This is a genomic window from Nocardia sp. NPDC004168 (assembly GCF_040610355.1).
Classification (GTDB): domain Bacteria; phylum Actinomycetota; class Actinomycetes; order Mycobacteriales; family Mycobacteriaceae; genus Nocardia; species Nocardia sichangensis.
On sequence record NZ_JBEXME010000003.1, the window covers coordinates 452048 to 471303 of the forward strand.

Annotated in this window: 18 protein-coding genes; 5 read left to right on the plus strand and 13 right to left on the minus strand. The window is 66.4% G+C overall.

Annotation, left to right across the window (positions count from 1 at the left end; genetic code table 11):
* Positions 1-12 precede the first annotated feature (12 nt).
* Positions 13-1032 (plus strand): hypothetical protein, encoded by a 1020-nt coding sequence (locus ABZW96_RS09165; RefSeq protein WP_355072845.1) that lies wholly within the window; start codon positions 13-15, stop codon positions 1030-1032.
* A gap of 15 nt (positions 1033-1047) precedes the next feature.
* Here ABZW96_RS09165 and ABZW96_RS09170 read toward each other — a convergent pair whose 3' ends face one another.
* From ABZW96_RS09170 to ABZW96_RS09185, 4 genes are all read right to left on the minus strand, one after another.
* Positions 1048-1758 (minus strand): hypothetical protein, encoded by a 711-nt coding sequence (locus ABZW96_RS09170; RefSeq protein WP_355072847.1) that lies wholly within the window; start codon positions 1756-1758, stop codon positions 1048-1050.
* Between the two features lie 114 nt (positions 1759-1872).
* Positions 1873-4068 (minus strand): elongation factor G-like protein EF-G2, encoded by a 2196-nt coding sequence (locus ABZW96_RS09175; RefSeq protein WP_355072849.1) that lies wholly within the window; start codon positions 4066-4068, stop codon positions 1873-1875.
* A 96-nt stretch (positions 4069-4164) separates the two neighbouring features.
* Positions 4165-5655 (minus strand): serine hydrolase domain-containing protein, encoded by a 1491-nt coding sequence (locus ABZW96_RS09180; protein WP_355072851.1) that lies wholly within the window; start codon positions 5653-5655, stop codon positions 4165-4167.
* Positions 5656-5786: 131 nt separating this feature from the next.
* A complete protein-coding gene (locus tag ABZW96_RS09185; protein ID WP_355072853.1) occupies positions 5787-7211 on the minus strand; it encodes a WGR domain-containing protein in 1425 nt (474 codons plus the stop codon).
* Positions 7212-7346: 135 nt separating this feature from the next.
* Here ABZW96_RS09185 and ABZW96_RS09190 point away from each other — a divergent pair, with 135 nt between their 5' ends.
* Positions 7347-10781, plus strand: coding sequence for an aminoglycoside phosphotransferase family protein (locus ABZW96_RS09190; RefSeq protein ID WP_355072855.1), 3435 nt, complete (start codon positions 7347-7349; stop codon positions 10779-10781).
* A 25-nt stretch (positions 10782-10806) separates the two neighbouring features.
* Here ABZW96_RS09190 and ABZW96_RS09195 read toward each other — a convergent pair whose 3' ends face one another.
* The gene (locus ABZW96_RS09195) at positions 10807-11028 is read right to left on the minus strand and encodes a hypothetical protein (RefSeq protein WP_355072857.1); all 222 of its coding nucleotides are present in this window, start codon (positions 11026-11028) and stop codon (positions 10807-10809) included.
* 22 nt (positions 11029-11050) lie between these two features.
* Between ABZW96_RS09195 and ABZW96_RS09200 the strand changes: the two genes are divergently transcribed.
* The gene (locus ABZW96_RS09200) at positions 11051-11254 is read left to right on the plus strand and encodes a hypothetical protein (RefSeq protein ID WP_355072859.1); all 204 of its coding nucleotides are present in this window, start codon (positions 11051-11053) and stop codon (positions 11252-11254) included.
* A gap of 935 nt (positions 11255-12189) precedes the next feature.
* Here ABZW96_RS09200 and ABZW96_RS09205 read toward each other — a convergent pair.
* Positions 12190-12660: a MarR family transcriptional regulator gene (locus ABZW96_RS09205; RefSeq protein WP_355072861.1), complete on the minus strand. Its 471-nt coding sequence runs from the start codon at positions 12658-12660 to the stop codon at positions 12190-12192.
* A 100-nt stretch (positions 12661-12760) separates the two neighbouring features.
* Between ABZW96_RS09205 and ABZW96_RS09210 the strand changes: the two genes are divergently transcribed.
* Entirely contained in the window at positions 12761-13276 is a 516-nt protein-coding gene (locus tag ABZW96_RS09210) for a hypothetical protein (RefSeq protein WP_355072863.1), read from the plus strand.
* 189 nt (positions 13277-13465) lie between these two features.
* Here ABZW96_RS09210 and ABZW96_RS09215 read toward each other — a convergent pair whose 3' ends face one another.
* The 7 genes from ABZW96_RS09215 to ABZW96_RS09245 all read right to left on the minus strand — a co-directional run bounded on the left by ABZW96_RS09215 (position 13466) and on the right by ABZW96_RS09245 (position 17703).
* A complete protein-coding gene (locus ABZW96_RS09215) occupies positions 13466-14227 on the minus strand; it encodes an ESX secretion-associated protein EspG (protein WP_355072865.1) in 762 nt (253 codons plus the stop codon).
* Positions 14228-14288: 61 nt separating this feature from the next.
* Complete coding sequence (locus ABZW96_RS09220) at positions 14289-15566, minus strand: hypothetical protein (protein ID WP_355072866.1); 1278 nt, start codon at positions 15564-15566, stop codon at positions 14289-14291.
* 14 nt (positions 15567-15580) lie between these two features.
* Complete coding sequence (locus ABZW96_RS09225; protein ID WP_355072868.1) at positions 15581-15955, minus strand: hypothetical protein; 375 nt, start codon at positions 15953-15955, stop codon at positions 15581-15583.
* A 14-nt stretch (positions 15956-15969) separates the two neighbouring features.
* Entirely contained in the window at positions 15970-16467 is a 498-nt protein-coding gene (locus tag ABZW96_RS09230) for a DUF3558 domain-containing protein (protein WP_355072870.1), read from the minus strand.
* Positions 16468-16658: 191 nt separating this feature from the next.
* Positions 16659-17168, minus strand: coding sequence for a DNA-directed RNA polymerase subunit beta (locus tag ABZW96_RS09235; protein WP_355072871.1), 510 nt, complete (start codon positions 17166-17168; stop codon positions 16659-16661).
* A gap of 113 nt (positions 17169-17281) precedes the next feature.
* Positions 17282-17491 (minus strand): hypothetical protein, encoded by a 210-nt coding sequence (locus ABZW96_RS09240; RefSeq protein WP_355072873.1) that lies wholly within the window; start codon positions 17489-17491, stop codon positions 17282-17284.
* On the minus strand, positions 17488-17703 hold the full coding sequence (locus ABZW96_RS09245; RefSeq protein ID WP_355072875.1) for a hypothetical protein: 216 nt from the start codon (positions 17701-17703) through the stop codon (positions 17488-17490). The genes ABZW96_RS09240 and ABZW96_RS09245 overlap by 4 nt, the downstream gene beginning before the upstream one ends.
* Positions 17704-17979: 276 nt before the next feature.
* Here ABZW96_RS09245 and ABZW96_RS09250 point away from each other — a divergent pair, with 276 nt between their 5' ends.
* Complete coding sequence (locus tag ABZW96_RS09250; RefSeq protein ID WP_355072876.1) at positions 17980-19200, plus strand: helix-turn-helix transcriptional regulator; 1221 nt, start codon at positions 17980-17982, stop codon at positions 19198-19200.
* Positions 19201-19256 lie beyond the last annotated feature (56 nt).

The window sequence follows — 19256 nt, forward strand, 5'->3', positions numbered from 1 at the left end:
CGACTGGAAGGTATGGCCGCGAAAAAGGACATCGTCATAGGAGCGGCGGCCGGTTACGAGTGGCCGGATGTCGAGCCGTGGGCCAGGAGTCTCGTCGCGAGCGGTTTCGCCGGTGTGGGGGCGGTCATCGTGTACGACCGCGATGACCGCGGCGACGCCATCGCCGAGAACCTGGAAGCGCTGGGGCTGTACGCCGTACGGATGCCGCCTCCGGACAGCGTGTACAACGGGCGATTCCAAGACATCGCTCAGGTACTGCGTATGTTCGCGCCTTCCCTCCGATTCGCCGTCGTGACCGATGTACGCGACGTGTACTTCCAGTCGGATCCGATCACGTGGCTGGAAACCCACCTTCGACGCCCCTTTCTCGCCGTCAGCGAGGGACTGCGGTACTCCGATGAGAAGTGGAACCGGGACAATCTGCAACGAAGTTTCCCGGCACACGTCCAGCGCCTGTGGTCCAAGCCGGTCTGCAATGTCGGAGTGCTCGCGGGGGAGGCGGGTGTGATGGCTGATCTGTGCTTGGCCATCTCCTTGGTCGCGGCGTCGTCCGGGGTCTCGATAGCCGATCAGAGCGGATACAACCTGCTGCTCGATATGGAACCGTATCGGTCCGCGATGCAGTTCGTGCCGTCCGAGGACGGGTTCGCCTGCCAGGCCGGTACCTTCGCGGACCCGGGCAAGATCGGTACTTTGCGTCCGTTCCTCTTGGAGCCCGAGCCGAGCTTGGTCGGGGACTCCGTGCGTACCTCCACCGGCATGCTGTACCCGATCGTGCATCAGTACGACCGGGTGCCGGAATGGCGACAGGCACTGTCGAGCAGGCTGCGGTCGGCCCCTGCGCCTGGCGGGTCCGCTTCCCGGCCCGGGCTGGCTCGCGTTCTCGGTGACGCCGATGGATCGTCCGTTCTGGGTACGGCGCAACGCATCGGGGTGCCGCGGGACGAGTCCTCGATAAGGTTGTATCCAGCCGGTCCCGATGAGTTCGCCTTCGCCGACGGGTCACCGACTCCTCGGGATGGCACATCCTGAACTCGACTATTACCGTTAGCGGGCCTGCTCGGCAGTTTTCTCCGCGTCGGTATCCGTGGATCTCTGCCTGAAACTGAATTCGTAACTGCTGTAGCGGTTTTTGCCGCTACCCGCGTCCTCCCAAGTGAATCCGTACTTGCCGATGTGCTCCAGCCGGATCCGGGTGTCGGCATAGATGCTGAAGCCGCTGCGCCGAGCGCGTTCGGAGAACGCGTAGTCCTCACCCAGGTACCACTGGTTCTCGCCGTCCGGGACGATCATCGGCAGAAAGTACGGCACATTGGCACGCCCGAACTGCAGGTTGCAGACGGGCAGTTCTTCCTTCTCCACGATCTTCTCGTAGACGTCGCGTCGGGTGAGTAGGAACCCGCCGGCCGCATACCGGATTTCCACTGTGCCGCCGCCGTCGCCGAAAATTATCTTCTCGGTACCGGGCAGAAGACTGCACACCAGTTCGCGTGTCATTTTCTTGGCGTAGATTCCGCAGACAACCGGCAGATCGTGGGACCGCAACGTGTCCACCGCATCCGGGTGGAAGCGCACATCCGCATCGATCCACATCAACTCTTCGAAACCTTGCGCCAACGCATCGGTGGCGATCTGGCTGCGAGCTTGGTCGATCGCGGAGCAACCGTAGATGCGCCAGACCGGGTAGCCGCGCCGTTCGAGTTCCGCCAGGCCCTCTGCGCAACCGGGTTCGATGTAGTCGTGTACCGGCACCAGCACGACGCAGCGCCCGGGGTCCTTTTCCATTTCTCCACCTACCAAGGCTCGAATACGAGCCCAACTGTACCCGGCCAGACCAAGATCAACAGCTGTTGGGAAGTCGGCCGAATGTCGCTATGCGCGTGCCTTTTCGCCCCGCACCGAGGCGGCGACCTGGTTCGGCATCGGTTCGTGGCGCGCGTACCTACGGGTGAAATCGCCGGTGCCGTGGGAGATCGAGCGCAGGTCGATGGCGTAGCGGCTGAGTTCCAGCTCGGGGACTTCGGCGTGGATCCGGGTGCGCCCGGCGCCGTGCGGCTCGGTGCCGAGGACGCGACCGCGGCGGCTGGAAAGGTCGCTCAGCACCGGTCCGACGTATTCGTCGGTGACCAGCACCCAGACCTCGGCGAGAGGCTCCAGCACTCTGATTCCCGCGGCCGCCGCTGCCTCACGCAGGGCGAGGGCGCCCGCGGTCTGGAAGGCGGCGTCGGAGGAGTCGACGGAATGGGCCTTGCCGTCGAACAGGGTGACGCGCACGTCCACGAGCGGATATCCGGCGGTCAATCCGCGGTTGGCTTGCGCGCGGACGCCCTTCTCCACCGATGGAATGAACTGGCGCGGAACCACTCCGCCGACCACCTTGTCCACGAACTCGATCCCGGACCCTTCGGGTAGCGGTTCGACTTCGATCTCGCACACGGCGTACTGGCCGTGTCCGCCGGACTGCTTCACATGCCTGCCGCGCCCGGTCGCCTTGCCCGCGAGAGTCTCTCGCAACGCCACCTGGTGATCGGTCACGTCCACCTGTACGCCGAACCGGGTCCGCAATCGTTCCAACGCTACGTCGCGGTGCGCTTCGCCGAGGCACCACAGCACCAGCTGGTGGGTTTGCGCATTGTGCTCCAGCCGCAGCGCCGGGTCCTCGGCGGCGAGCCGGGCGAGGCTCTGCGACAGTTTGTCCTCGTCGGCTTTGCTGTGCGCGCTGATGGCGATGGGCAGCAGGGGATCGGGCATCGGCCACGGCTCGATCCGCAAGGGGCTGTCGGTGGACGAGAGGGTGTCGCCGGTTTCGGCGTGACCGAGTTTGGTGACGTAGGCGATGTCGCCCGCGATGGCCTGGCGTAGCGGGCGTTGCTGTTTGCCGAACGGAGCCGAGATCGCGCCGACCCGCTCGTCCAGTTCGTGGCTCTCGTGGCCGCGATCCTCCAGGCCGTGCCCGCTGACGTGCACCGTGTCGTCGGCGTGCAAGGTGCCGGAGAAGACGCGGACCATGCAGACTCGCCCGACGTACGGGTCGGACGCGGTGCGGATGACCTCGGCGGCCAGCTCGCCGTCCGGGTCGCAGCGCAGCGGATGCGGCTGCGCGCCGTTGGCGGCGGTGATGGGGTGCTCGACCGGCGTCGGAAAGCCGCCGGTGATCAGGTCGAGGAGTTCCACCGTGCCGAGGCCTTGCTTCGCGCCTTCGGGCGCGGGCGCGGCGAACAGCACCGGATGGAAGCTGCCCCGCGCGACCGCGCGCTCCAGGTCGGCGACCAGCGTGGCCAGGCTGATCTCCTCGCCGTCGAGGTAGCGCTCCATCAGTCTCTCGTCTTCGCTCTCGGCGATGATGCCCTCGATCAGGCGATTGCGCGCCTCCTCCAGCGCGGGCGCCTGATCGGGCGAAGGGTCGCCCTGGACCTCCTCGCCGGAGGAGTAGTCGCCCACGCAGTGCGGCAGCAGCTCCACCATGCCGGTGACCGGCCGGTGACCGTCCGGATTCTTCGGGCCGTACACGGGCAGGTGCAGCGGCAGGATGCTCTCCGACGAGCCGCCGCCCAGCACGGTGCGGCAGGCCTCGGTCATCACGTCGTACTCGTCACGCGCCGTGTCCAGATGGGTGATCACGATCGCACGCGGCATCCCGACCGCGGCGCACTCCTCCCACAGCGCCCTGGTCGCTCCGGCGATCCCGTCTACGCCCTCGGCCGCCGAGATGACGAACAGCGCCGCATCCGCCGCGCGCAGCCCTGCCCGCAGTTCGCCGACGAAGTCCGCGTATCCGGGCGTATCGATCAGGTTGATCTTCATGCCGCCCCACGCCACCGGCACCACCGACAGCTGCACGGACCGGTGCTGGCGATGCTCGATCTCGTCGTAGTCCGACAGCGAGGTGCCGTCCTCGACCCGCCCGGCGCGATTGACCGCCCGCGCGGTGAGCGCCATGGCGTCGACCAGCGTGGTCTTTCCCGACCCGCTGTGCCCGACCAGGACCACGTTGCGAATCTGCTCGGGGCGGTCCGCCGTCATCACGCCGCCGTCGCCCGCGGCAGCTCCGTTGGTCTTGTCCACCATGTGTCTCGCTCCTTCGCCCGACACCTGCCGTACATCCACCTTCCCACCGGGCGTTGCGTTCCGTCGACGAATCGGCAGATCAGGGCGCGGAGCCGGTCATTCGCAGGCGGGCGAGGGCGGCCCGGTCCCGGCGATGTTCTCGCACGCCCAGTACCGGTCGATACGCCAGGAGCCGTCGCGCGAGACGAACGGCACGATCGTCGGACGGCGGCCGTTCGGTCCGGCGAGAACGACGGTCGCGAGGAGGTAACCGCCCGCGCCGGTCACTTTGCCGACCGTCGTGGTGATCGAGGTGAAGGCCTGAGCGACCCGGGTGATCAACTCCGGGTCCTTGTCGTCGTCCGCGATCCGCAGCGGTTTCCGCTCCGTGGGAACCGCCGGGTCCAGCGTCTGTCGTAGTCGATTGTCGAGATCGGTGACCGTGGGCACCGGTGGATCGGGCTGGGTGTTCGCCGGGGCGTCGGGCACCGTGCCCGGATACAGCTGACGGGCGATGCCGAACCAGATGACCGAGGCGGTCACCCCGAGCAGGGGTGGAGAAGTGAATTCGTTGACCGCGACGGTGACGCTGACGTCCTGCTCGGGGAGATAGCCCATGTGGGTGGTGTAGCCCAGCACCGCGCCGCTGTGGCCGAGCCAGCGGCCGGACTCCACCATGCCGAGTCCGTAGCGCAGGTTTCCGGCGAACTGGGTCCTGGCCCGGAAGGTCTCCGGTTTCAGCAGATCGCCGCGGCCCAGCATGCGGGCGTAGTCGGCCAGGTCGGAGATCGTCGACACCATCGTGCCCGCCGCACCGAAGAGCGCCGGGGTGGTCCGCGCGGTGACGTCGGTGGGCGCTTCGTCGAAGTAGGAGTACCCGCGACTCTGAGGCGCGGGCATGGTGGCGTCGGTGGGATATGTCGTGGCGCGCAACCCGTGCGCGGCGACGACTTCACCGATGACTTGGGGCACCGGCTTCCCGAAGACCTTCTCGAGCACCAGACCCAGCAGGTAGAACTCGGAGTTCGAGTACTCCACGCGGGTACGCGGTGGCTTCGCCCGCTCCGGCTGGGCGATGATCGCGCGTAACCGGTCGCCCTCGTGCCATTCGGATGCCGTAGGCCCCGCGTCGAACTGCTCGGCGAAGGCCGGATAGTCCCGGAGATCCCAGACGCCGCCCTGCATGCCGAGCAGGTCGCGGAGAGTGATGGTGCCGCCGTTGGGCACTCCCGGCACATATCGTTCCAGCACGTCGTCCAACGAGAGCTTGCCCTCGTCGGCCGCGCGCAGCACCGCGGTCGCGGTGAACGTCTTGGTGATGCTCCCGATCCGGACATGATCCGCTACGTCCATCGGACGACCCGTCGCGAGATCCGCTGTGCCGTAAGCCCTGACGAAGGACCCCCGTTTCGGGTCGTGCACCGCGACCAGTACCCCGGGGACCAGCCGCGCGTCCATTTGCGGCCGCACGATGCGGTCGATCCGCTCGGCTGCCTCGGTTGGAAAGCCTCGTTCCTCGCGCTCGTCCGACGCGCATCCGGCCAGCAGCGCGGCCACCGTCGTCAGCGCCACGGCGACCGCACACAACGATGTGAATCGTCCCTTCATCGAGCCCCCCTGTTCGATAGCGCTTTTGTCAGTGTGCCAGGACCACCGAACAGCCGTGTTCCCATCAGGGACGTCCCTCGCACATCTCGCGCCGACGTTCGAGAAACGCCTCCATCGGGAACGTCTGCCGCTCAGGACAACCGGCGGATGTCCCCACGGACGCGGTAGAAGCCGCCGCGCGCCGACTCCGCTATGCCGTCGACCACGTAACGAGCCCCAGCCAGACGAATATCCTTGGGGAACTGCACATTCCACCCCTGGTGATATCCAGGCGAGACGACTCGCACGCGCAGCGAACTGCCCTGGCTCACGCACTCCACGACGATTCCGCTACCCGCTTCGGAGGTGATCTCGACGGTGTCGCTGGGCACCACCGCCGAGATCTCGGGAGCCTTCACCGACACCGTTTCGGGCAGCACACCCTGCTCGGCGTCGCGGATGGCGGCCTCGCCGACATCGAGACAGGCCAGCGTGCCGGTCGTGGTGACCAAGTACAGCTTCTCGTCGTGGTACTGCATGGAATACGCCGAGCCGCAGCCGGTGGCGAGCTTCCACACGCGGTTCCCGGCGGCGTCGAAGCAGTACACCGAGGAGTAGTTGTCGCCTGCGAAGACATACCGGCCGTCGGGCGAGGTGGCGCAGGAGAAGACCGCGGCGTCGCACTGATAGACGCGCTCGGCCCGGCCGCTCTTGGCCACCATGCGGACCTGGTTACGGGCGGTGCCCGCGTAGACGGCGTCGGATTCCTGCCAGCCGAACAGGACGCCGCCGCCGGTGCCCATTTGCCACAGGGTGCTTCCGCTGTCCAGGTCGTACTTGGTGACGCCGGCGGAATGCCCGTGGTAGACGCCGTTCGCGTCGATGCGCACCATCCAGCCCGAATCGCCGGTGCTGCGCCGCGTCCACAGCGACTCCTCCTCGTAGTCGATCACGGTGATCCCGCCTTGGCGGTCGGAGACGCCGAGGATGCCGTCGTGGATGTCGAGCCAGTAGATGTCGACATCGGCCGCGATGTCGTAGGCCGCCCGAGGCACCTTGCCCGACAGGTCGTAGACGCGCCCGTCGTCGCAGCCGGCGTAGATCCAGAAGTCGTCGGCCACGATGCACTTGACCGAATCCGGCAGGCGGTACCGGCCGGTGACCACACCGTCGGGAGTCAATGTGAACACGTCGCCGCTCTCGTTGCCGACCCAGCAGCGGCGCTCGTCGACGAAGATGCCGAAGGCGGCGGCGCCGGAGTCGAAACTCCACAACACGGGCGCTGCCTTCGCCGTGGAGCGGCCGCTGCTGATCGCGCGCCTGGTCACCGGACGCCTGGCCCGCGCGCCCAGCACGGCGGGCGCGTAGCCCTTGCGCACCTTCTCGCCGATCTTCTTCGACGCGGCCGCCTGCGCCTTCTCCTCGGAGGCGAACGAACTCACCTTCGTCTGCCCTTGTTCCCCGATGCGACCGAAGCGGACGCTCACTTGCGTACCCGCGACGATCACCTCGTAGAACTTGTGCGCGGTACCACTGTCCTCGGACAGTTCGAGATAGGTGGTTCCCCCGATAGTCATAGCGCCTCGCCTGTTTTCGTCAGATCAGAACGAGACGAAAGTTAGCAAGAGGCACCGACATTCGACGGCGCGTGCGAGATCGCCGGCGGCCGGCTCTGGCACAATCGTGCCGGGCTCGTGAGGAGGGGGTACGCCATGGTGTTGACCGCGCGGTTCCAGCCGGGATCGACCAGCCGTCCGTTCGTCGACCGCGCGCCGGTGCTGACGCGGTTCGACGAACTGCTCGCCGAGGCCGCCGGGCATCCCCGCGTCATGCTGCTCGGCGGTGTCGGCGGGATCGGCAAGTCCCGGCTGGTCACCGAACTGCGGGCGCGGGTCGGCAAGAAACATCCGGCGGCGGTGCTCGACCTGCAGGTTCCGAGTCATCGCCAGGCCGCGGACGGACTCGCCGTGCTGCGCATGCAGTTCGGCGCGCAGAAGATCAAGTTCCACCGCTTCGACATCGCCCGCGCGGTGTTGTGGCAGCGCATGCACCCGCATCTGCGCCTGACCTCGGACGCGCTCGCGCTCGCCGAGCACAGCGAGATCCTGACCGAGATCCTCAACGACGCCACCGGCATCCCGGTCTTCGGCACCGCGACCCGGTTGCTCGAACTCGGCGCTCGCAAGGTGATCCGCACCCACCGGATCCGCCACGATCCGGTCCTCGGGGAACTCGACCGGTTGAGTCTCGCGGGCCTGGAAGAAGCCGTCTCCTACCTGTTCGCGGAGGATCTGAAGAGCGGGACGGAGGGGAAACCGTATGTGGTCTTCCTGGACGCCTACGAAGCGCTGATAGGCGGCGCCGATCGTGAAGGCCGCGCGGCGGCGTCCGATGCCTGGCTACGCGATGTGGTCGCGCAGCTGGACACCGGGTTGGTGGTGATCGCCAGCCGCGAGCCGCTGGGCTGGGAGCGGCACGACTCGGAGTGGTCGGCCCGCATCCGGGCCGTGCCCGTCGACGACCTGCCGATGGACGCCCGCTTCGAATTGCTCGACTCCTCCGGCATCGAGGATCCCGACGAGCGCGCGGCGATCGCCGCTTCGAGCGCGGGTGTCCCGTTCTATCTGCATCTGGCCATCGATGCCCGGACCCGCGCGGGTTGGGTGACGCCCGCCGAATTGGTGTCTCCGGAAACGATTCTCGAGCGTTTCCTCCAGCACGTGCGCCCCGACGAAGTTCGCATGCTGGAACTGCTGGGCCTGCCGCGCACCTTCGATCGGGAGATCTTCACCGCGGTCGCCCGGCAGTTCGAGCTACCGCACCACATCGCCGCGTGGAAGTCCCTGGTCGCGTACTCGTTCGTGTACGCGGCGGACGAGAACGACGAGGGTGAGCGCTTCCAGCTGCACCAATTGATGGTGGACGCGTTGCAGTGGCGTTTGGACCCGGACGTCCGGCGCACTCTGCACGGGGTGCTGCACGACCTGTGGTTCGCACGCGCCGAACGGTCGCTCGGCCGGGTCGCGGCCTTGCGGGAGGCGGGATATCACGGTGTCCGGTCCGGGCTGCTGTCCGCGGTGACGTTGCTGGGATACGTCGACCGGATCGAGGCGGCGGGTGGCAGCCAGGGCATCGGCGGAGTGATCAGCGATCTGGACCGCTATCTGAGCGATCCGCATGAGAACCTGACAGGTATGGCGGAACTGTCGGAACTCACGCGGTGCCTGGAAGCGGAAGCGGCGGTGCTGCTCGGCGACGCCAAACAAGCCGATCGGCTCACCCGGGACGTCGCTTTGGACCGGACCGGCCCGATCGCGGAGCGGTTGGCAGTCGCCGCGGCGAACGCACGCCGCATACTCGGCGACACCGACGACGCGTTGGCCATCTATCACGACGTGTGGTCGCGCGGATCGGGGCGGGCCCGGCTCGTCGCGGGGCAGTGGGCGGCCGATTTGCACATGTGCCAGGGCCGATTCGGTCAGGCGCTGAGCATGTGCGAGGAACTCGTCGCGATGGCGGAGGACGACCACGAGTTCCTCGGTGACATCGCCCGGTTGCGTCATCTCGCCTACCGATTGGCGTTCGACACCGAACGCGCCGCCCGGTATCTGACGGAGGCCGACACCCATTATCGAGCCGCGGGCAGCGTTGTCGGACAGGCGAATGTCGCGACGAACCTGGCGGAACTCTTGGCGCTCACGGACCCGGCCCGGGCGATCGAGGCCGCCGGAGCGGCGATCGTGCGGCAGCGTGAACTCGGCGCGTTGCACGAACTCGGAAAGGCCTACACCGCACTGGGTCTGGCGCGGTTGTCGCTCGGGGAGCTGGATGCCGCCGAGCACGCGCTCGCCGAAGCGTGCGAGATTCTCGAGCAGGCCGGGTACCGCTCCGGTCGGGCCAGGGCCGAACTGTTCCGCGCGGGGGTCTTCGCGCGCCGCGGGAGGCGCGACGATGCCGTCCGCAGTGCCCGCTGGGCCATCGCGGAATTCCAGGGGGCGAACGTCTATCCGGGGCTGGTCCTCGTCGCGCGAGCGGTCCTGGCGCTGTACGGCTGGACCGAACCCGACATCTCCGAAGCCGCGGCGGCCGCGCGGTCGCGCATTCAGCCGCCGACGCCCGGATCGGGATTGGACCGCGACGCCGCACGCGTGATCGCCCGGGTGATCGGTGTCGACGCCGAGGCGATGTACGTCGAAGCGCTGTCCCGATCGCAGTCGGCCGCGGGGTACTACAACCACAACGTCCGCGTCGACGGCGTCGCCGGTGCGGTGAACGTGCGGATTCCGGTAGCCGGCGCCGATGTGATGGACCTGCGGCAATGGCCCGAACCCGCGGTGCTGATCGCGATCGAGCCCTTCGTCGCCGCGGCGCCGAGACTGCGCTGGGAATCGGTTCACCCCGCCTATCAGATCCACGACTACATCGACGGCGACCTGCTGGATCGCATCGCGCCGCGCGGGGTCCGAGTTCCGGCTCATGTACCGGCCGATGTGGCGGTGCTGTTCGGGGAACTTCGGCGCATCCCCCGAGATCTACTGCCGCCGGTCGAGCCGGACTGGGGTGACGAACCCGCTGGGTTCGCGCGCCGATTGTCCGCCGTCACCGCCCGCGTGCACCGTGACAGCAGTGCGGAGTTCGGCGAGCTGTACCGCTGCTTGGGTGTGCCCGATCAGCCGCTCGAGCACATCCTCGCGGCGTGGGACACGCTCGAGGCCAGGCCTTTTCGAATGCTGCATGCCGACGTGCACCGGAAGAACATGATCGTGCGAAACGATCGGGTCGTATTCCTGGATTGGGAATTCGCGTTGTACGGCGATCCGGTCTACGACGTGGCCACGCATCTGCACAAGATGGGCTACCTGCCGGAAGAGCAAGAGGCGTTCCTCGCCGCGTGGGTCGCCGCCGAGCCCGAGGCCGCGATCGGGCAGTGGCGTCGCGACCTGCGGACCTACCTCGCACACGAGCGGGTCAAATCGGTCGTCGTCGATGCGGTTCGCTACCGCAAAGCAATCGGGCAGGGCGGGGCCGACGCGGCGGCGTTGGTGGCCAGCATGTGCGGAAAGCTGCGGCTGGCGCGAGACGTGTGGGAACAGACCGAGCCGGTCGACGACGCGGCGGTGGAAGCGGCGTTGCGCGGGCGTGATTGACGCGGCGATCCGCGTACGCCCGTGCTCACCGGGTCGGGGCCCCGATCGAAATGCCGGTGATGAACTCCGCGACGATCGTGTGATCGGGATACTGCCGTCCGTAGACGGCGACGATAGCGCCGACGCGGATGTCCGTCGCCTGTTTGGCAACCAGGACGTTCACCTTGGTGTTGGCGTCGGCGCGGACTTTGACGCTGCTGCTGGTGAACGCGTTTCTGACCACCAATGTCGTGCCGTCATTGGCCACGACCTTTCCGAAGGTGACACCGATGCCCGTCCGGACGGGCGGGGGAGCGGCTACCGGTGCGGTCGTTCGCACGGTGGACGTAGGTGCCGGAGTGCTCGGTGCGCTGGTGCGCAGCGCCGTGGATGACGCCGACGTCCCCGTCGGGTGGTTCACCAGCAGACACCCCGACACCAGCAGGAGCACCACGCCGACGCAGAGTCCGACGAAAGCGGCCGCGCCCGAATGATGCAGCCGGTGCGGCTCGTCGTCCTGACGTGGTGGTGGCAGCGGAGGCATAGCCATTGCCGTGGTCTGCGAATCGGATTCACTCTTCGGCGCGAGTGCGCCCGGATGTACTCGCGGCTGCGGCGGTGCTTGGTTGTGCGCGTTCGACGATGCGCCGGACCCACTCGCGGCGGCAGTGATCGATCTGGTTATCGATCTGGAAAGTGTTGCTGCCGAGAATGATTCGGGATCCCCGCCGACTCGTGCCAGCCGGCCCACCTCCGCCGGCTTCCGTCGGTGCGTACTCCAGCGAGGCATAGGGCAAGGTTATGTTCACCCGGCGCTGTGTTTGTTGTCACTGGCGGGAGTAGCGGTGTGACCTGCATCGATGGGCCGTTGTCGGGCTGATGGGCCGTTCGCGTGGCGACTACGTGGCGCAACAGGCACTGCGGTTGATACCGAAATCGTCTGTGGGGCAGCGTACGTCGCTTATCGACCACAGCACCCCGCCACCTCTCGCCAGGCGCGAGTGCCCCGCAAGCTCCGGACCCAGCTGGACTCGCACCGGTGGGTCGTCTTCGGCTTGCTTCGCCCGAGTGATCGCGGCGGTAATGGTGAACATTCTCGGCCGAGTCATCGAAGCGCCTGCCGCTGTGGTGGCCCTTCCCGCATCCTGGACAAACTTGCTCCGAGCAGTGGCGTCGTTGCGGCGTCCGATCTTGAAACCTGAGGAATATCCCGAGGTTTGGTGTCAGTGTGTCCCGGCCGGATGTTCTGCGCGCCGCCTGCGGACAAGCGTGGCCGCAAAGCGAACCCGTCGCAGCCCTAAATGCCGCAGACATGTCCAATACGCCCGCGCAGCCCGGAACGGCTCAGGAGCGGAATGAAGGATGCTTCAGGCCGAACGTGACCAACCTCCGCACTGCAAGGAGGGCGCCCATTCTGAAGTGCTGATGCTCATTGTTGTCCGCGGCCGGGCAATGGTGCGACGTCACTGGGTGCAACGTTCACGAATTTTCCCAGGAGTCGTTTGAATTGCGCGCGCTCAGCGGCATCGAATCCCTCGAGCAGGTCGTCGGCGGCGGCCTTGGCGATCGTTTCCGCCTGTTTGAACGCCTTCGTGCCGGACTCGGTCAGTGTGACGGCGACCGCTCGCCGGTCGGCAGGGTCGTCGCAGCGTTTGACGAATCCTCTGGACTCGAGATCATCGATCATTCGGACCATAGCGGACTTGTCCGCGCCGAGATGTTCTACCAGCCGTGTCTGATTCATCGGGCCGAGGCGCTGCAGGGTCATCAGCACTCCGAAATGCCTGCCCTGTATGTCCAGTGCCGTGAGCGCCGAGTTGAACGCGTCAGCCGCATGCCGGTGCGCTCGCTGCAGGAGAGGGCCGATGGCGTAGTCCGGTGTCGCGTCACGGATAGGCATGGCGGGAGGCTACCTCTCTGGTCGATCGCTCGACCAGATGTATCTCACTTGATACTATCTCAATTGAGATAATATCCTGTCATGAACTCGGAGGATCCCGATGTCCGATCACACCACCACCGAACGAGCCGCGGTCCGCTCGGATCCACCGAGACGCACCCAGGTATCCCACGTCGGGCGGGTGCTGCTGGTTGTCGTCGGCATCGCCACGATCGTTGTCCCCGTCCTGCTCGACGGAGTGATCCTGGCGAGCAGGCATATGAACAATCCCGCTTGGCTGCCGCACGCCAAGCTGCATACGGCGATGGGTTTCTTCGCCGCCATAGGCCTGGGCGTAGGTGCGCTGATATGCCTGCTCGGCCGCCCGGTGACCGATCGCTTCAGCATGGCAACCGGCGCCTACCTCGCCGGCGCCTTCTGGATCGCGGTGCTCGCCGCGGGTTGCTGGCCCGGCACCTCGTATTTCTTCGTCGATGATCCCGTCTACAGCCATCCCCTCTATCGCCCCGAATTCCTGGGAATGCCCGACAACGTCGCCACCGCGGTTCTCATGATTGTGCTGGTCGTCATCGGGCTAGCGCTGGTCCTGAGGCGTCAGAAGACATCCACCGACTGAGCGCGCTGCCACAAGGTCGACGCGCCCGAACTCGGCGCGCTCGTCCGCGCCGGTGCCCTGTGCCACAAGGGCAAACCGCTCGGACTCCCCGGAGAATCGGGCTGGTGAACTCCGGTGCGTCTGCGGCGCTGGATCGTTGGCTCGCTTCTCTGGCCCGCCTGGTCCCGGTTGCGTGTGTGGAGGGTGGCGTCAGGTGTAGCTGGGATCGTTTTCCTCGCGGAAGGCCGCGACCGTTGCGTGTACGACCCGGTCGAGTTGGGACCGTACTTCCGTGGTGTCGGCGGGGACGGCCTTGATGGTGGTTCCGCTGCGGACGAGGTAGCGGCCGTCGGGGTAGTCCATCACGTGGAAGCCGCGGGCGGGCGCCGGGCGATTGTCCCATGCGGGGCCCGCGTAGACCGCGACGTGGGCGATGGTGGTGCGGGGGCGCTCGAAGAACTGCTCGGCTCGGGCGCGGGGCGGGGCCGGTGCGCCCACGCGGTACGGTTCCTCGTCCTCGGCGTCGAGTTCGTGCCGGGAGATCTCGATGCCGGGGCCGCTGCCGCGTGCGGCGTCGGGTAGGTGGTCGATGACCTGGCGGCTCATGCTCTCCGCGCCGATCAGTGACATGTGCACGGCTCCACCGCGATCCGGTGATGCGGTGGGCTCCTGTACCAGCAGCACGGCATGCCGATAGTGCACGGCCGCGTGGACGCGCAGTTTGTCCTTCCCGCTGAATCCCGCCATCTCGATGCGTGCCTCGGGTTCGGCCAGCACACGCAGTGCGCTGTACAGGGACTCGTCGAGGCGACGGTGCAGTCCGGCGGCTTCGGATTTCCACTCCGACTCGTAATCGGCGACGGTCTCCGCCGTGGATCGATACTGCAAGGGGTATGGCAGCACGTCGCGCTCGACGGCCCGCCACAGCACCGTGAAGCCGAGCGCGGTGAACGACCAGTCCCGTCGGCTCATGCAACCGGCTCCTTTGTCATGGACCGCGCGCGTGGTGGCGTGGCGTCGAGACCGGTCCGGCTCATTCGCCGATCACCGGTGGCACCGACTTCACACTGTTCTCCGCACCGAGACCGGTGAGTTCCTCACCGTTGCGCTGGTTCACCAGGTAGTCCTTCGTCTGGTGCTCCTTGTCGTCGTCGCCCTTGCCGCGAGCGCCCGGCGCCATCATGCCCGGCATGCCGCTCGCTCCCGGCCGACCGGTGCCGGGCCGCGCGGAAGCGGCGGCGGGAACGCCGCCCGGGACACCGTTGATGCTGCGACCCGGTGCGGGAGCGCCGAGGTCGGGAGCGTTCGGGTTGAGTGTGCCCGGGCTGTGCGTGCCGGGAGATCCGGGACTCGGTGTTCCGGGGCGGGTCAGCGATGGATCGGTTCCGGGATTGGTGCTCGCCGGTTGGGTCGACGGGTTCGTGCTCGCGGGTGTGGTCGCGCTCTGTTCGGTCGTGCTTTCCTGCTCGGCAACAGGATTCGTGCTGGACGGGACGGTGGTCTCCGGCGTGTTCTCGGTACCCGGTTGCTGTGCTGGGTCCGCCGTGGTGGCTTTGTCGGCGGTGTCGGTGCCGGACGACGACGGCTGCCAGCCGTTGTTCGGCGTGTACGGCTGATCGCTCGAATTGTGCACCGGGTTGTACGGCTTGGGCACCAGTGGAACGCCGGTGTCAGCTTCACGGACGGCAGGGTAGAAGACGTTCTTGACGACGTTCACGGACGCGTCGTGCGCGGCGTCCTCGCGATGCTGGTTCAGCTTCCAGGTCGGGCCCGGCACCCAACTCGCGACGTTGCTGGTCCACGTATGGGCGGGTGCTTCTTGCACGGCGGGCCGGGTGACCTCGATGCCCGACCGGATGATCTTCACCTTCTCGGCGACGATCTGCACCGAACTGATCAGTCCACCGGACTTGTCGACATATTCCTTGATCCCGTCCGCCGCGGCCTTCGCCGCCGCCCCCTCCCATTTGCCTTCCATGGCCTTGCCGATCTCCGGGCCGAAACCTTGCAAACCCTGCTCGAGCCGGTTGCGAATGGACTCCCACCGCTGGTGCAGCGCGACGACTCCATCGATCGACATCGCCTGCACGCGTTGATAGAGATCGTCCATGCCGTCCGGGTTCTTGTACGCGCTCTCCGGAACTTTCGGCGACTGGGTCTGCAAATCACTACCGGCGCGCATGATTTCGGTGATGCGGTTCCGCGCGATGGCCGCGTCGGGGCTCTCGTCGCGCGAACCGCTGTCCGGCGGGCCGGATTTCGACTGCTCGTACAGCGCGGCGCCAATCGCTACCAAGAACGGCAGGCCCATGATTATCCCCCGGGTCAGTTCAGCAGATTGCTCGTGTCTTGCGCATTGGAGTCGTCCGTCGCGCCGATGCGGTCCACGGAAATCTGGATCGTATCACGCATCAGGGTCAGTACTTCGATGTGCTCCTTGAGGGCAGAGTTCACATCGCCTTCGCCGCCGATTGCCTTTGCGCCCAGCATGTCTGCTAGGTCATCCGAGCAGTCGAACTTGCCGAGCCCGCTTACCTTGCTAACCCACTGCAGATCATCGCGAAGCTGATTGTAGAGATCGATCTGCCGATTGCACGCGTCGCGGCATGCCTGTGCGACCGATCGGTCGAGATACAACCGACCTGCTTTGGCCTCGCCGGCTAGGTACTGCCATCGTGATAAGTCTTCGTTCAGTGCCATTTGATGCCCCCTTCTCAGCGTGGAAAAGTCGGTACAAGAATCTCCGCCGCAGCACGCGCGCTCGAACACGGCTCTGCCGGATTCTTTGCTGACGCGCGATTGGAAATCGTCAAACCGAACGATCCGAATTTCGCAGGAAAAATTAGATCGCAAAGCTCGTTGAACCGGTCCGAAGATCTCCGGTGCTGGACACCCTCGCGTCCGGCGATCGATAGGTCGGAGAAGTTGATGTTGTCGGGCTTGGCCTTGAAGTCATCGACTGTGTAGATCGTCGTGGACACTCCGAGGTTGAAGTTGTCGTTGTTCCACGAGCACACTTTCCAGCCAGGCTCCTCGACCCCCGCAACCCCCGACCTCTTGGTGTCTGGTCGGACGCCGATCTGCTGCAATGTGCTGTTCGATACTTGCGTGCACGGATCCCACAGGGCGGCCGTGGCCGCCGAGGTATCGATCGTGCTGGGCGTGGCAGTCCCGTTCGTGCCCGCATCGCACCCCGAAGCGACCAGCGCCACCCCAGCGAGTGCTACAACTGTCGCCGTCGTCCGTCGTCCCACGAAGCCTCCCGATCCGGGCCGTCAAAGTCGTCCTGAAGTCTATGACGCATATACAGGGTCTCCGGTTCCACCGGATTCGGTTCGTTCGGATCAGGAGCTTCGGGTCGTTGCGTCATCTGATCGACGGGCGCGCAGGTGGGTGAGCGTTGCTAGGGGTGGTCTCGCGGCTGGTCGGGTTTTTGGAACCCATAGTGGTGGTGTGCAGTTCGGTCCGCGCAGACGATGATCGACTGGACGACGGTGCTGATGTGCGGGCGGAACGTGTCGCGTGGTGCGACGACCCACCGGCGGTATCCAGTTCGTTCGTCGGCGGGGGAGGGAAGCAGGATCTCGCCGCCATCGGGGACGATCGTCGCGGAGGCGCGCAGCAGTGCGACGAAGATGTCGGTGTCGTTGGCGAGCTGGTGTGTGTCGTCGGGGCGGACGAGGATCGTCCAGCGTCCGGAGCCATGTGCGATGACGGGACCTAGCAAGTATTGCCTGGCCAGGTCGGAGTGGACCATTCTGCCGAGCTGTTCGGGCACGGTGACCGCGCCTACGTCTCCCGCGCGCAGGGTGATTCGCCGAGTTTCCTCGTGTACGTAGCACGGCAGGCCGTAGACGTGCCGGTAGCGCTGGCAGCGGGTGAGTGTGGGATCGGAGGCGGGATCTGTGTTCATGGCCGCTCCGTCAGCACGAATCGGGGTGGAGTCGGCCTTGTTCGAGTTGGGCAGATCGCATCGTTGCAGTCTCCGTTCGCATTTCGAGGATGAGGGGTGGCGGCGCGGAGCGATCAGTCCCACAGCTGTGCGCAAGGAAGGTGCGGGAGATCGTCGTCCAGGTCGTCGTCGACAGTCACCGTGATTTCCGGGAACCGTTGCGCCAGTGCGCGTGCGACGCTTTCGGCCTGTTCGGCGCTCGCCTGGTAGTCCAGGCGCAGCGGACCGGTTTCGATTTGGATGTGGCGGCGTCGGTTCGGCGGCCCGGGAGCAGCTGCCTTCACTGCGGCCTGCTCGGGTCCGGCACCATCCGCCCGCTGTCGACCAGCACCTGTCGCGCCGCCGCCTTGCGTGCGCAGTATTTCGCGCGGCAGGCCACATGGATCTGCATCACTTCATGGGCCTGGCGGATACTGAGCGGCCGCATCGGCGCTTGGTGGGCGGCCGCGTCACACAGGGCGATGAGTTGGTACATGGCGAGGGAATGCGTGGACACGGGAAACCTCTCTGTTTCGCGGATCGACCGGTGCCCGGTACCGGGGGCTGTCGCCACCGGCCCGCCACTCTGGCGGGCTGGTGCGCCGCGCGGAGTGCGGCGTCGCCCCGGTACCGGGCACCCGCGACCGAACGTAGGCCGCCCGAATACCGAGGTAGGAGCACGGATCGCGGTTTCCGTTCCGGTTATGCGAAGAGCCGTATATCCTGCCGGTGCAATCGCTTTCGGGGTAAAGCTGTGGGGAAATTCGACCAACGATCGGGGGGACGCTCGGCCATGTACATGACCACGGGCGAAGTGATTCGGCGCATCAGGAAATCCGTCGGCATGACGCAGACGGAATTGGGCGCGCTCATCAACTTCTCGCAGCCCGCCGTCTCGGGTCTGGAGCGCGGCGGCCCGGCCTCACACGACGTTCGCGTCTTGCGGCTCGTAGCCCGTGCACTGGACGTTCCGCTTGCCATACTGGTAGTGGAGTCGGACCGGGAGGCAGATGTGGACCGTCGCAACTTCTTCAAAGCAGGGGCATCAGTAAGCGCGGGGGCCGCCATGATGTCGGTTTCCGCCCCCGTGAACGCCGCGTCGGCGTCCGCAGGGAAAGTCGGCGCGAGCGATGTCGAAGCGATCATCGACAGCGTGAATCAGATCCACGAACTGGATCTGGTGGTCGGCGGCGACCGTTTGTGCCGGGTGGCGGCCAATCAGGTCCGCTATGTCGAGCAGCTTCTCGACCAGGGGAGTTACACCGAGGCGGTCGGTCGGGCGCTCACCAGCGCCGCCGCCGAGATGATGACCGCCGCCGGGTGGGTGCACTACGACGCCGGGCGTCTCGACGATGCTCGGCGGTATTACGCGGACGCCGCGAACGCCGCCAATGCAGCCGGTGACGGGATCGCTGCGGCGCATGCGCTGGGGAATGCCAGCTGTCTGATGATCAGCCTTCCCGGAGATATGCGAAAGAACCCTTTGGCGGTGCAATACGCGCAGGCCGCCTCACAGGCATCTCTTCGTCAAGGCGGGCCGAAACTGCGTGCGCTGATGGCGGTTCGGGAAGCCGAAGCCCACGGTGCGCGTGGAGACAAGACCGCGATGACGACGGCGATCAGCCGGGCCTTCCGTGCGTATGAATCTACCCGGGGGCATGATCCGGAGTGGGTGTTCCTGCCCGAGGCCGAACTGAACTTCATCACCGGCAAAGCCCAAATGTGGGTCGGAGAGCACGCGGCAGCAACGACACACATGCAAGCTGCCATCGACGGCTCATCGGCTTGGCCGAGGGAGCGGGCGGCGTGGCAGCTCAACCTCGCGCGCAACTTGGTCAGCGCCGGTGAGGTCGCACGAGCATGTTCACTGCTCGCCGACAACTACGACACCATCGCCGGACTCGCGTCCACCCGCCTGCATCAACGCATCGATGCCATCGCGAATACGGTTCGCGGTCATTCCCGGATCCCAGAGGTTCGAGACTTCTTGGCCCGGCGCGCGGCACAAGTCTGATACCTCGTATCCGTTGGTCGGCATCGACCAGCTCGTGGGAAGCGCGAACCAGGACT